The sequence below is a fragment of the Micrococcus sp. GPGPB33 genome, assembly GCF_037853785.1.
Taxonomy (GTDB): domain Bacteria; phylum Actinomycetota; class Actinomycetes; order Actinomycetales; family Micrococcaceae; genus Micrococcus; species Micrococcus luteus.
Genome location: NZ_JAQMWO010000006.1, coordinates 1 through 12,850, shown reverse-complemented (window position 1 = coordinate 12,850; position 12,850 = coordinate 1). Strand labels below are relative to the sequence as shown.

12 protein-coding genes are annotated in these 12,850 nt (G+C 64.2%); 8 read left to right on the top strand and 4 right to left on the bottom strand.

From position 1 onward, the window contains the following. Nucleotides 1-33: 33 nt before the first annotated feature. Together POD19_RS12835 and POD19_RS12830 are read right to left on the bottom strand one after the other, a co-directional pair. Complete coding sequence (locus tag POD19_RS12835; RefSeq protein WP_049159095.1) at nt 34-483, bottom strand: helix-turn-helix domain-containing protein; 450 nt, start codon at nt 481-483, stop codon at nt 34-36. A gap of 3 nt (nt 484-486) precedes the next feature. Then, nucleotides 487-786: a hypothetical protein gene (locus tag POD19_RS12830; RefSeq protein WP_031943823.1), complete on the bottom strand. Its 300-nt coding sequence runs from the start codon at nt 784-786 to the stop codon at nt 487-489. A 309-nt stretch (nt 787-1,095) separates the two neighbouring features. Between POD19_RS12830 and POD19_RS12825 the strand changes: the two genes are divergently transcribed. The 6 genes from POD19_RS12825 (at nt 1,096) to POD19_RS12800 (ending at nt 8,232) form a co-directional block, all read left to right on the top strand. Further along, nucleotides 1,096-1,272, top strand: a complete 177-nt coding sequence (locus tag POD19_RS12825; RefSeq protein ID WP_340309559.1) for a hypothetical protein — start codon at nt 1,096-1,098, stop codon at nt 1,270-1,272. A gap of 152 nt (nt 1,273-1,424) precedes the next feature. Beyond that, a complete protein-coding gene (locus POD19_RS12820; protein ID WP_340309558.1) occupies nt 1,425-1,685 on the top strand; it encodes a hypothetical protein in 261 nt (86 codons plus the stop codon). A 48-nt stretch (nt 1,686-1,733) separates the two neighbouring features. Continuing rightward, nucleotides 1,734-2,613 (top strand): IS5 family transposase gene (locus tag POD19_RS12815; RefSeq protein WP_445299770.1). Its coding sequence is split into 2 segments (ribosomal slippage): nt 1,734-2,078 and nt 2,080-2,613, totalling 879 coding nucleotides; the frame shifts between segments, so codons are not numbered across the junction. A gap of 84 nt (nt 2,614-2,697) precedes the next feature. Continuing rightward, on the top strand, nt 2,698-5,463 hold the full coding sequence (locus POD19_RS12810; RefSeq protein WP_340309557.1) for a type I restriction endonuclease subunit R: 2,766 nt from the start codon (nt 2,698-2,700) through the stop codon (nt 5,461-5,463). A gap of 113 nt (nt 5,464-5,576) precedes the next feature. After that, nucleotides 5,577-6,743, top strand: coding sequence for a restriction endonuclease subunit S (locus POD19_RS12805; protein ID WP_340309556.1), 1,167 nt, complete (start codon nt 5,577-5,579; stop codon nt 6,741-6,743). Then, on the top strand, nt 6,736-8,232 hold the full coding sequence (locus tag POD19_RS12800) for a class I SAM-dependent DNA methyltransferase (RefSeq protein ID WP_340309555.1): 1,497 nt from the start codon (nt 6,736-6,738) through the stop codon (nt 8,230-8,232). The genes POD19_RS12805 and POD19_RS12800 overlap by 8 nt, the downstream gene beginning before the upstream one ends. A 98-nt stretch (nt 8,233-8,330) precedes the next feature. Here the strand turns inward: POD19_RS12800 and POD19_RS12795 are convergent, their stop codons facing one another. After that, complete coding sequence (locus tag POD19_RS12795; protein WP_340309554.1) at nt 8,331-9,467, bottom strand: type IIL restriction-modification enzyme MmeI; 1,137 nt, start codon at nt 9,465-9,467, stop codon at nt 8,331-8,333. Between the two features lie 168 nt (nt 9,468-9,635). Between POD19_RS12795 and POD19_RS12790 the strand changes: the two genes are divergently transcribed. Together POD19_RS12790 and POD19_RS12785 are read left to right on the top strand one after the other, a co-directional pair. Beyond that, on the top strand, nt 9,636-10,397 hold the full coding sequence (locus POD19_RS12790) for a YfbU family protein (RefSeq protein WP_340309553.1): 762 nt from the start codon (nt 9,636-9,638) through the stop codon (nt 10,395-10,397). Between the two features lie 758 nt (nt 10,398-11,155). After that, entirely contained in the window at nt 11,156-11,428 is a 273-nt protein-coding gene (locus POD19_RS12785; protein WP_340309552.1) for a hypothetical protein, read from the top strand. A 139-nt stretch (nt 11,429-11,567) separates the two neighbouring features. On the opposite strand, the gene POD19_RS12780 is transcribed toward POD19_RS12785, so the two are convergent. Next, the gene (locus tag POD19_RS12780; RefSeq protein ID WP_445299769.1) at nt 11,568-12,650 is read right to left on the bottom strand and encodes a YaaC family protein; all 1,083 of its coding nucleotides are present in this window, start codon (nt 12,648-12,650) and stop codon (nt 11,568-11,570) included. Nucleotides 12,651-12,850 lie beyond the last annotated feature (200 nt).

Sequence of the window (12,850 nt, the reverse complement as noted above, 5' to 3'; positions counted from 1 at the left end):
CGGCGACGACGCCCGAGACCCATCGACGCACGCTCACGAGCCCGCCCCCTCACGCTCCTGCGGAGTGGGCACAGCCTCGATCACGGCGTGCAGCCCATGGCTCACCCGCAGCCGGCGCGCGGCCTCGGCGGTGGCCGCCCGGTGCAGCTCCACGGGAATCACCTCGATGCCATCACCCATGTCCGGCTCCTCCATCTCCGGCAACCACCTGTAGAAGGAACCGCGGGAAGCGTAGGTCAACATCAGCGCGGCACCGGCCTGCTCATGCACACGCAAGGTCTCGGCGATCAGCTCCTCCACGAGGCGCTCGCGGTAGTCCTCCAGGCGGGTCATGGCCGAGTCGATCCAGGACCAGTCCCGCGGCGGGTTCTTGCCGAACTCCCAGCGGGTGATGCTCTTCTCCGCGACACCCAGGGTGTCGGCGAGGGCGTCGCGGGACAGACCGAGGGCCTCTCGGCGGCACTTCAGCTCGATAGCGTTCATGGCTCAGCCCTCCGCCTTCTGGTCGGCCGGCTCGTCCTGGTCGGTCACGCCGTACTCCTGACGCAGGGCCTCCTCCTCGAGGCGCAGGCGGGTGATGGCCTTCATCAGGGGCTCGCGACGGGTGTGCAGCTCGTTGTTGGCGGCGTCCTCCCAGCTGTCCAGGGTCCAGCCGGCGCCCTGGATCTTGCTGACCATGACGGCGTCGGGGGCGCGCAGGTCGTTCTTGATGCGAGTCCAGGTGGAGGGCGAGGTGAAGCCGGCTTGCCGAGCCATCTCGTTGACGGAGTAGTAGAAGGTGGTCATGGGGGTGCTCTCTCAATCTGGAGGCGACAGAATCACCTCACGTAGGTCTAGCGATACACGTCAAACCATACGCGTCATTCCATATACCCGCAACCTTTATCCACAACCCTCCCCCCGTCACCACTGCCCCTGCTACGGTTTGCACAGGTCGAGCGTGAGCCCATCCCGTAGGGCCTGCGACTTAGAAGCCCTCCTGGCCATCCCCCCTCCGCGCCGGGAGGGCTTCGCTCTGCCTGGCGCCCAGAAGGGACATCACGGCCGCGCGACGGCCTTATCCACGGTGAAGGACACCCGCGGATCGGAGGAGCCATGAGCATCGAGGTCGAGCACCTGGAGGCCGCCCTGGCCGAGGCCGTCGAGGTGGTGGTCGACAGCGAGCGCGCGCATGCGAGCACCGCAGCCTGCCATTGGTGGCACTGCTGCCAGGTGCTGCGGCGGTTCATCGACACCCCGGACGCCTTCCCGCCGGCGGCGCCGATCGCCTAGACTGGACCCCAGAAGCGCCCCGCTTTCCCGTTGATCTGACAGTCGCAGGAACCTCGCGGGGCGCTTTCGCGCGTCCAGAGCTTGTTGCCCTCCAACTGCCAGCCCACCTAGTATGTTGACGTCAGATCAACGTAAGGGTGGAGGTGTCCCTGATGATCCAGGTGTCCTGGCAAGGGCGGATGACCACGTCCCTGCCGACCACAGATTCCGAGGTGGCCCGCTGGGTCGCCCACCACCGCCCCGAGATGGTGCGCGCCCAGACCGCCGACGGCACCGCCTACCGGCCCGACGCCGCCCAGGTCCTCGCGTTCATGCAGGCCCAGGCCCACCTGGCCCAGATGCTGCGCTTCCAGTACGCCGCCGCCCACGGGCTGGTGCCCGCGCACGCAGGCGCCGTGCTGACCGCGGCCTAGGGCGTGTTGCTAAAGGGTCCCAAGGGGTCGATGCCTCAGTCTTGAGGGATGTCGCGTGACGTGATCTCAGACGAGGTCTGGGCCGTGATCGGCCCACTGCTCCCGGAAGCGAAGACCACCGGGCGCCCGCCCGTGGATCGGCGCACGGTCGTGGAGGCCACCGCTTGGCGGTTCCGCACCGGGGCGCCGTGGCGGGATCTGCCCGAGAGGTTCGGGAACTGGAACACGATCTACAAGAACTTCAACCGGTGGGCTGCCCAGGGCGTGTGGGAGCAGGTGCTGGAGAAGACCCAGTCCATGGCGCAGGCGGCCGGGGAACTGGACTGGGTCGCCTCAATCGATTCCACGATCGTGCGCGTCCATCAGCACGGTGCGACCCTGCCCCGCACCACAGGGGGCCTGGATGAACTACAAGAAATCAGGGGACGAGCCGGCTGATCATGCGATCGGACGTTCCCGTGGTGGCCTGACGACGAAGAATCATCTGGTCTGTGACGGCAAGGGACGGGCTCTGGCGTTCGTGGTGACCGGCGGCCAGGTCGCGGACACCTCGATGCTGACCACCACGCTGGAGCAGATCAGCGTTGCCGGGGCCCGTGGCCGGCCCAGGACACGCCCGCAGAGGCTGATCGCGGACAAGGGCTACCCCTCGAAGGCGAACCGGGCTTGGCTGCGCCGGCATGGCATCGCGGCCACGATCCCCGAGCGGGCCGACCAGATCGCGCACCGGCGCAGACGCCCGGGCCGGCCGATCGACTTCACCGAAGACCAGCGCCAGCGCTACCGGGGCCGCAATGTCGTGGAGCGCTGCTTCAACCGGCTCAAGCAGTGGCGAGGGATCGCGATGCGCTCGGACAAGTACGCCCGGAACTATCACGCCGGGCTCAGTCTCGCCGCGACGCTCCACTGGCTAGCGACCATCCTTTAGCAACACGCCCTAATCGCGCACGAACCGCCTGGTGATCGGCGTCAAGAGGCATCCCAAGGTCTGGAAAACGATAGACTCGGCTACGTGTCTGAAGCTTCGCGCCTCCCCGCTGAGCAGCGGGCGCGTGTCTTGATCGACTCCCAACTCGCTGCGGCGGGTTGGGTGGTGCAAGACGGCAAGATGAAGAACCTGTTCGCGGGTGACGGCATCGCGATCCGCGAGGCGGTAATGGCGCCCGGTCATGGTCGCGCGGACTACTTGCTGTACGTCGACAAGAGAGTCGTCGGGGTGATCGAAGCCAAGCCCGTAGGCACACCGCTGTCGGGCGTGGAGTGGCAGTCCGCCATGTACGCTGCGGGACTTCCTGAAGCGCACCGGAAACGTGCAGACCTCCGGGATGATCGGCTCCCCTTCGTATTCGAGGCATCAGGGACCGAAACACACTTCACCAACGGCTTCGATCCCGATCCGAGATCCCGCCAGATCTTCAATTTCCCCACGCCCTCCACGCTCGCGCGGATCATCCGCGAGGCCGGTACGAACCCGGAGCACCCGACGTGGCGAGCCAAGGTTCGCGTGCTGCCGCGCCTGTACGAGGCCCCGCTGCGCCCGGCTCAAATCACCGCAGTCCACGGTACAGAGCGTTCACTTGCCGAGCAGCAGTTCGACCGATCGCTGATCCAGATGGCTACCGGCGCCGGCAAGACTTACACCGCCGTCACCCTTGCCTATCGCCTGCTGACATACGGTGGGTTCTCCAAAATTCTGTTCCTGGTCGACCGCAACAACCTCGCCGATCAGACCCTCGCAGAATTCCAGAACTACACCGCTCCGGGTGACGGTCGCCGGTTCTCTGAGGTATACGCGGTCGACAAGCTGACTGGTGCCGGCATGCTCGCCTCCTCCAACGTCGTGATCTCGACGATCCAGCGCGTGTTCAAGGTGCTGAACGGCCACGACGTCCCCGGGGCCGACGACCCGCAGCTGGACGACTATGTCCCCGTTGCCCCGGTCAGCGTGAACTACGCGCCGGACATGCCTCCAGAGACGTTCGATCTGGTGATCGTGGACGAGGCTCATCGCTCCATCTACGGGGTGTGGCGCGGCGTGCTGGAGTACTTCGACGCGCACGTCGTCGGGTTGACCGCGACACCGGGCAAGCAGACGTTCGCGTTCTTCCGCCAGAACCTTGTCTCGTCGTACACGTACCAGGAGTCGGTATCTGACGGGGTGAACGTCGATTTCGACATCTACCGGATCAAGACGAGAGTTACCGAGCAAGGTGACCGCATCGAGGCGGGTACGCTCGTGCCGAAGATCGACAAGCGCACCCGAGTCCAGCGCATTGAGCAGATCGACGAGGACGTCGACTACACCGCCCGTCAGCTCGACCGGGCGGTGACCAACCCGAACCAGATCCGCATGATCCTTCAGACGTTCCGCGACCGGCTGTTCACCGAGATCTTCCCCGGCCGCCATGCGGTGCCCAAGACCCTGATTTTCGCCAAGGACGACGCGCACGCCGAGCAGATCGTCACCACCGTGCGGGAGGTGTTCGGCAAGGGCAATGACTTCGCTGCGAAGATTACCTACAACGCGCGCGACCCCAAGGGCCAGCTGCAGGCGTTCCGCACTTCGGCCAAGCTACGAATCGCCGTGACCGTGGACATGATCGCGACCGGCACCGACGTGAAGCCGCTGGAGTGCGTGTTCTTCATGCGGGACGTGAAGACAGCCCAGTACTTCGAGCAGATGAAGGGCCGCGGTGCCCGCACCATTGCACCGGCCGACTTCCAAGCCGTCACCCCGGACACCGCGGCCAAGACCAAGACCCGGTTCGTTATCGTGGACGCGGTCGGGGTCACCGAGCATGACTTCGTCGAACCACCGCTCAACCGCGAGAAGTCTGTCTCGCTCGAGCAACTGCTTACGAAGACGGCGAACCTGACCATCACCGAGGACGAGGTCGCCACCCTTGCTTCCCGGCTGTCGGCGCTCGAGCTCCAACTGACGCTCGAGGAACGGGAGGAGCTCGACAAGGTCGCAGGTCAGCCGCTCAAGCAGGTGGTGCGCGCCCTGGTCGAGGCCGTCGATCCTGACACCCAGGCAGAGGCAATCGCAGCCGACCCCAGCGCGCGCCCCGCCGACATCGTCGAGCACCTCATCGAAGAGGCGATCGAACCATTGGCGGCGAATCCGGAGCTGCGGACCCGAATCCTGGAACTGCGCCGCACCCACGACCAGATCATCGACGAGATCAACCCCGACGAGCTCCTCGACGCCTACGGCGTCGTCGACCCCGAACGCGCCCAGTCGCTGGTCGCAGACTGGACCGAGTACCTAGTGGAACATCGCGACGAGATCACCGCGATCCAGCTCATGGACGAAGCAAAGCACCGCCGGGTGCCCTTCGAGACGATCAAGGAGCTGGCAGACCGTATCGCCCGCCCGCCGCACAACTGGACCCCAGACATGATTTGGGCGGCCTACGAGCAGATCGACGCCGGGCGCGTCCATCACCGCGACAAGCCCCGCCTCACCGACGTGGTGTCACTCGTCCGCTTTACCCTTGGGGCAGACAACGAGCTGGTCCCCTTCGCCCACACCGTGCAGCAGCGCTACGCTGGCTGGCTGCTCGCCCAGGAACAAGCAGGTACCAAGTTCACTGCTACGCAAAGGTGGTGGCTTGACCGCATGGCCGACGTAGTCTCCAACTCCGCCAGTATCACCGCCGACGACCTCGACGAAGCTCCCTTCGACGAACGCGGCGGCATCGACGGCGTCCTCCGTGACTTCGGCGACAACGCTGGAGAAATCATCGAATCCCTCGACCAGGAGCTCACGGCATGATCACCTGGACGACGCTCGACCAGATCCTTCTCCCGTTGACCAAACGTTCTCCGCTACAGCAAGGATGGAGCCCACAATGTGAGTCTCAACCAGCGGAGAAAGGTGCCTGGGGTGTGCTCAAGACGACGGCGATTCAGGCCGGGAAATTCGAAGAGAACGCAAACAAGCGCTTGCCCGAGACTTTGAAACCGCGACCCGAGCTTGAGGTTGTCTCCGGAGACTTACTCATCACATGTGCGGGTCCTCGGGCGCGTTGCGGCGTCCCCACCCTGGTGCGTAAATCGCGACCAGGTCTCCTGTTGTCGGGAAAGATGTACAGATTTAGGACTATCCCTGACGTTGACCCAAGGTTCCTGGAGTACTATTTACTCAGTTCGAGCGCCCAGGCAGAGATCGACAAAATGAAGACCGGCATCAACGAGAGCGGCTTGAATCTGACTAAGAGCCGCTTCCTCGCTCTTCCAGTCCCAATTGCACCACTTGCTGAACAGCGACGGATCGTAGAGATCCTCGAAGACCATCTCTCCCGGATCGATGCGGCAATGGGCTACCTTCATGCTTCGATACGGAGGTGCTCGCACCTCATCGAAAGTTGGCTGCGGGACTCATTGCAGCCTGTGGCCGGAGAAAACCGGCGACTCGCTGACTTGATCGTTGAATCTCGGGGAGGTTGGAGTCGTTCACGCGGTCATCTCGTCGCGAAGACCGAGGGGACGCCTTACTTGAAGATGAATAACATCGCCCGCACGGGTGACCTGGTGCTTGACGACGTTGTAAACGTCGTCGCTACGGAGGCAGACCTTTCGAAGTACCAAATCAGATCCGGAGACGTCCTGTTCAACTCAAAGAACAGTGGTGATCTCATCGGCAAGGCGGCGGTCGCCGACCAGCGAGTCGCCGGCTGGGTGTTCAATGAGAACATCATGAGACTCCGTTTTGATGATGTAGTGAGTCCGGAGTATGCAGGACTATGGTTCCTCGGGCGGCAGGCGCGCACGCAAATTAGAAAGAATGCGAGCGCCAGCACCAACGTGGCCGCAGTATATTTCCGCGCGCTTAAGGATTTCGAGATGTGGGTGCCGGGCATGGACGTCCAGGAACGTCTCGTAGCGGAGTATCTAGAACGGCGCTCAGCCGCTGATCGGTTAAGGAACGAGGTCGAGGCCCAGCTGCGAAGTTCCGAGAGGCTCCGTCACTCGATACTTGTGGCGGCTTTCAGCGGAAAGCTTACGGATTCGGCCCTGGACGTCGAACGAGTGGAGGAGATGGCTGGTGTCTGACGCACTTCGCTTGGTCGACAAGATCTGGTCTTATGCCCATGTACTGCGAGACGACGGCGTAGGCGTCCTCGAGTACACGGAGCAGCTCACTTATTTGCTGTTCCTGAAAATGGCCCACGAGCGCGCGACCCGAAAGCTCAAGCCCGAGCAGCTGATCCCGCCGGAGTATTCCTGGCAGCGACTCTTAGATGCGGAGGGCGCGGCCCTTGAGACTGAGTACACGCTGATCTTGCAAGGTCTGGGCCGTCAGCCGGGAACGCTGGGCACGATCTTTCGCAAGGCGCAGAACCGAATCCAGGACCCGGCCAAGCTAAAGCGGCTGATCCACGACCTGATCGACAAGGAACAGTGGTCTTCGGCCGGCACCGACGTCAATGGTGACGCCTACGAGTCGCTGCTAGCCAAGGGCGCTTCGGACAAAGGTTCTGGAGCCGGCCAGTACTTCACGCCGCGCTCGGTTATCTCTGCCATGGTCGACTGCATCCAACCGACGGTCGCCGACTCGGTCGTCGACCCCGCCTGTGGCACGGGCGGCTTCCTGCTCGGCGCGCACGAGTACGCCTCCCGCGGCGCGGAGACGATGACCCCGCCCGAACGTGGGCATCTGCGCAATACATTTATCCATGGCACGGAACTGGTCGACGGCACCGCCCGACTGGCCGCGATGAACCTACTCCTACATGGCATCGGCGAAGCGAACGGCGAGTCGCTGGTCGAGGTCAAGGACTCCCTGGCCGCGGACCCGGGCAGGCGCTGGTCGGTCGTTCTGGCCAACCCGCCGTTCGGAACCAAATCCTCGCTGACGATGGTCGGCGCCGACGGGCGGGAGGTCACCGGCGACCGGGCGGTCGAGCGGCAAGACTTCGTCGTCACGACCTCGAACAAACAGCTCAACTTCCTCCAGCACATCATGACGATCCTGGACATCAATGGCCGTGCCGCCGTCGTGCTGCCCGACAACGTTCTGTTCGAGGGCGGAGCGGGGGAGACCCTGCGCCGACGACTGCTGACCGACTTCGATCTGCACACACTCCTTCGCCTGCCCACCGGGCTGTTCTACGCCCAGGGTGTGAAGGCGAACGTGCTGTTCTTCGACAAGAAGCCCGCCTCCGAGGCTCCGTGGTCGTCGAAGCTATGGGTGTACGACCTACGGACCAGCCAGCACTTCACGCTCAAGCGGAACCCGCTCACCCGGGCGCACCTAGACGACTTTGTAGATTCCTACGCACCCGGCAAGCCACGCGATGAGCGTGCGGAGTCCGATCTGTTCAAGTCGTACACCTACGACGAGCTCATCGCCCGCGACAAGGTCAACCTTGACATCAAATGGCTACGCGACGACTCCTTCGAGAACCTCGACCAGTTACCAGCGCCGGAGGTAATCGCCCGCGAGATCGTCGAGGACCTGACCGCTGCGCTTGAGGAGTTCGCAGCCGTCGCAGCGGAGCTTGAAGATGCGTCTTTGCCTTCGGAGCAAACAGTGGACTGAGGTTCGCTTGCGGCGGGCTCGCCGGAGGCGTGAGGTAGGCGTCCAGTTTGAAGAAGCCCGTGCCGATGCTCAAGTCAGGCTTCATCGCCGTGGTCAGGTTACGCCGCCGCTCGGATGTCTCCTGAGACATCCGACTTGCGCATAAACGCCGGGTCCAGGAACCGCAGCTGCCCAAGCCGGTCGTGCAGCCGGCCCAGGGCGGCGCGGTCGTGGATGCTCTTCACGAACTCCGCGCGCAGCTCATCCAGGAACAACGGGCCGATCAGCTTCAGGATGTTCTCTTCGGTCGTGTAGTGCTCCCCCAGCTCCCGGCGCGCCTCTTTGGACTTCACCGCCTGGAACAGCGACCCGAAGATCGCCGGGGAGATCGACCCCCAGTTGAACAGGCACGCTTCGATCAGCTTCTGTCGCATGGACGCGTTGAAGTACGGGATCGAGATGGCCTCCCCGAACACGTATGGGAAGCGCAACAGCAGCTCGTCCGTGCCGGCCATGCGCTTGTTCACCGGACGGTTCAGCACCTGGAACAACGCGGTCAGCTGCGCACCCAGGTCCGAGCCATCCTCGGCCGTGCGGGTCTGGATGAACTCCAAGAACAGATCCCGCTCCCACAGACCCGAGTCGTCCGCGAACAGCGCGAACAACGTCCGCACCAGGAACACCGACGCCTCGTGCTCGTCGTACCCGGAGCCCTCGAGCTCCACGTAGAGGTCGGCCATCAGCTGCGCGGCCTTCACGGACGCCGCGGCCTGCTCGGCCGAACCGAACTCACGCTTCTGGTAGCCGGCGATGAACCCGAACCGCTCGGCCTCCACTGGCAGCTGCTCCAGCGGGAACTCGACCACCGCTTCTTCCCCAGCCGGGGCGTCCAGGTCGCGCAGGCGGAACGTCTCGAAGTCGCAGGTGATCACGTAGCGCGGCTGCTCCGCCTCGGGCACGTTCGCCAGGTACGTCATTGCCTGATCCTCGGCGGCGGCTAGGTCCTTACCCAGGGACTTCTGCTCCGCGATGAGCATGCCGGGCCAGAACACGTCGATGAACCCGGCCCCGCCGTCGGCCTTCTTCGCGCGGGCCTCGAAGCGGGCCACCGCGCGCCGGCGCACCCCATAGACCGCGAACAGGTCCGTCCAGAACGACTGCGACTCGCCCCGCTCGTAGGACTCCCCCGCCCACTCGTGGACGAACTCAGCGGCGTTGGACCGGATCTGATCCCAGGACAAGGGCTTGCTCTGCATCTATGGGGCCTTTCGATGGTGACCGCCCCATCATCCCCCGCCGAGTGCACCCCCGCGTCCCGGATGAGCGCGGCCTGGGCGCGCCATAGCTAGCTGGACCCCTTATCCAAGATATGTTATAATGTATAACGTCAGACAAATCGGTCTGACACAAAATAAGGAGGCACTATGCCCATGATCGCAATTAGACTAACCGAGCATGAACACGCCGCGGTGAAGCGGGCGGCCGAGGAGGAGGGGGTGACACTGAGCGATTTCGTCCGCACGGCGGTGTACGCCGCGCTGCCCGCGTCTCAGCGACCCGACGCCATGCGGGGCGGGGAAGTCCCTTCACCCGATTCCATCCCCCTGAAGGAGCGTCAGCAGCTCGTTCTGCTACATCGCATCCTTGCTCACGTCCTGCCCGAGGATGCCAACGGGTACGAGGGCGACCGCGAGTACCAGATGCAGCGAGCGGAGGTGTTGGAGAAGGGCTTCACCGGCGAGTACCACATGGAGGTCGCCGGCTTCAGTCAGGAGTTGTCCAAGGCGGATTCGGTCCTTCTCATGGACATTCTTGACATGTTCCGCTTCATCACTGCCAGCCGGGAACAGCTGGCAGAGGAGGGGATCAGCCTTGATCCCCAGGTGGAGTACGACTTGACATTCAGCGGCTTCGACTTCCACGACCCCCTGGAGGCGCAGATGGCCGAGTACACCGAGTACCTCATGGACAACGACCGGTGGACGGAGCTGCGGGAGCAGTTCGAGTCAGAGGATCACGGCAACTCGCACACACCGATGCTGGCGGTGTACCGCCGCATGCTCGGTGAGTACCGCACCATCATGTCCACTCGTCAGCCTGGAAGCTTGGGACGTCGCCTCAAGCTCTCCGCCAAGGAGCTGACGCAGATCCACTACGCCACCATCCACCCGTCTCACCGTCAGTAATGCTCGGGCGAGCGTGAATAGGTTCCCGCAGCGCCCAATCTCTGAGACCTGGCTGGAGCGCCCGCGCGCGGGCGCTCCAGCTTCACCCGTCCCAGCGGGAGGTGCCCGACTTCCCTCAGCCCCGGCAGGCGTCGTCGGTAGTACCGCGCCACCATCTCGTTCATGGCCGGGCTTCAATGACCACCCCGGACCGATCCGCGACTTCGGCCAGAGCGGGCATCGCGCAGTCGCACAACGGGGCCGTATTCGACCTCTTAGGGTGCGCAGCAAAGAAGTTCTCCACCCTCCAGCGGCCACCCACTGCGCGGACTACCAGCAGAGCGTCTCGAGACGAGGGCATGTACGCCCGGCGCCCCTGCCCAAAGACCAGGGCAGCTCCAAGCAACGGAAACATCAAGAGGATTACCCCTGCGACGGCAGTCAAGAGCATCAACAGTCCCGACCGCCGGCTCAAACCCAGGAAGGACGGCAGAAGCAGGAAAACGATCAGCAGTCCCGGCGGCATCACCGTGAGTACCAGCACCATGAGGAGGGCATAGGCCTTCGCGCAACGCCCGCTGGCCACTCTCGCCCCGTAGAGGTACCCGCCGATGAGCCAGGGTGTAGACGCGGAGGACGTCGCGCCGCCGCGGTGGCGGCGTGACATCGAGAGCGGGCAACGCAGGAACGGCGGGTGAGACGCCATCACGACACGGGGGCACGGTCACCCTTCCTTTCTCGACCGACGAAATCGAAGACCTCACGCATAAGGTAAGAGCATGATGAGTTCCCAGAAGGCCACAGCCACCCTTAAGGTCCAGGATGTTCACCAGCTGCAGGCGATCGCCGAAGCTGCAGCGCGCATCGCCGAGCAGCTCGCTGGCGAAGGGGCCGCCGAAAGCGTGCGAGACGCTATCCGCGCGGTCGACGACCAGCTGGGTGACTACGCCGGCCATTGGGACGAGTACGCCGCAGTGAACGATTGGAGCTCAACCATCAAGGGTGGATTGGGGAACCGCGTGAAGGCAGTCCCCGCGACAGATCTCTTCTGACGAATGGGCTGAGAGACGGTGGCACGCCGCCGAAGTAGCGGCGTCCGGTCACTGGCGCAATCGAAGGTTTGCGGCGGCTGCGCTCGCCCGCCTTACCCTCTCCGAGCGCCACTAACGGCGGGAGTGATGGGCGTGCCGACTACTGGCGTCCGCCGCCGAGGTCGACGAAGGCCTCGAACAACAGATCGGGCACTTTCTCACTGGCAAAGGACACGAGCTGTTCAAGGGGAACAGCAAGGGTGCTCTTATCGACGTCCAGGGTCGCCCTCCACGCCGCCGGGTGGTACCGCACCAGGTTCGACAGGCCATAGAGGACTAGCCACCATGTGACCAGCGGATCTTGCGCCGAGTCGTTCCCGCCGACGCCAGGAAGCACCTCCCCGTAGGGCGAACCAGAGGGGCCGTGCTCCGCGGAGACCACATCCAAAATGCTCCTCACCCACTGCGCCTGGGTGCCGGCCTTCCCATCACCGCTGACATCCCATGTGACCGTGATGGACGAGCTCCCGTGTGGGTAGCTCCACGGCTCGCTCACATGCCGTGGAGTACCCAGCTTGGCGAGTGCGGGGTACGGCCGGAGCCATTCGCGGATCTCCTCCACACCGGGTGCGGCACCTGTCCGGCGACCGACCCCCGGGTATCCCACATCTACTTGTTCATCCCGGGTGGTCAGGTGGGCTGGCACGGGCGAGAGGGTGAGTTCTCCTGTCGCAGGTGAGGTGTGGGGGTTCCTCTGCGCCCCGCTCTCACCGCCCTCGACCCGTACCCGATTCGTGTCGCCTATAGGGGGAACCACAGTGAAGGCGAAGTAACCGAGGGCGCCGATCAGCCTCCCCAGCGAGACCGGTTCCTGGAGAAGAGGGGATTTGCGGATAGAGGCGACCTCCGTGGCCAGCCCTGCTCCGTTTGGTGCGATCATGACCTCCCCCAAGTCCGCTTGTTCTCCGTATGGGGGATCCACCATGTTGAAAGTGAGCCCGTGGCCCGCACTGGGCTTGACTGCGGCGGCGGCGCACAGCGCTTGTCCTGCCTGACCCAGACCATAGAAGAGTAGAAGTGGCCTCGTTTCCGGGCCGACCGAGGCTGCGGCCATCCAGAACTGTTCGGCCTGCTCTAGCCCCGCGCTGAACAGCTCGCCCCGGGCGCCCCTCTTAGCCAGCGGAGGGCGATTGGCCCGCAACGCACGCAGGGACGTAGGCCAGGCGTCTGAATGACCTCTCATTCAAGAGGACACTACGTCATGCCCCGGGAGTCCGCCTGGGAGCGATTCAAGCGTTAGATCATGTCCCGCTGGCGGGATGACGACGCTCAGGCCCGGACCTTTTCGCCTCCGAGCCGGGTCGGCGCAATCGAAGGTTTACACCGGGGATACCGTCGCCTCTAAGGGAAGCTCCCAGCGGTCACCCTGACTCGAAGCGGCGC

What these genes read in the sequence shown, in the direction of transcription:
- POD19_RS12820 (WP_340309558.1), top strand. Translation starts at nt 1,425, where the DNA reads ATGATCCAGGTGTCCTGGCAAGGGCGGATGACCACGTCCCTGCCGACC.
- POD19_RS12825 (WP_340309559.1), top strand. Translation starts at nt 1,096, where the DNA reads ATGAGCATCGAGGTCGAGCACCTGGAGGCCGCCCTGGCCGAGGCCGTC.
- POD19_RS12790 (WP_340309553.1), top strand. Translation starts at nt 9,636, where the DNA reads ATGCCCATGATCGCAATTAGACTAACCGAGCATGAACACGCCGCGGTG.
- POD19_RS12795 (WP_340309554.1), bottom strand. Translation starts at nt 9,467, where the DNA reads ATGCAGAGCAAGCCCTTGTCCTGGGATCAGATCCGGTCCAACGCCGCT.
- POD19_RS12780 (WP_445299769.1), bottom strand. Translation starts at nt 12,650, where the DNA reads ATGAGAGGTCATTCAGACGCCTGGCCTACGTCCCTGCGTGCGTTGCGG.
- POD19_RS12830 (WP_031943823.1), bottom strand. Translation starts at nt 786, where the DNA reads ATGACCACCTTCTACTACTCCGTCAACGAGATGGCTCGGCAAGCCGGC.
- POD19_RS12785 (WP_340309552.1), top strand. Translation starts at nt 11,156, where the DNA reads ATGATGAGTTCCCAGAAGGCCACAGCCACCCTTAAGGTCCAGGATGTT.
- POD19_RS12835 (WP_049159095.1), bottom strand. Translation starts at nt 483, where the DNA reads ATGAACGCTATCGAGCTGAAGTGCCGCCGAGAGGCCCTCGGTCTGTCC.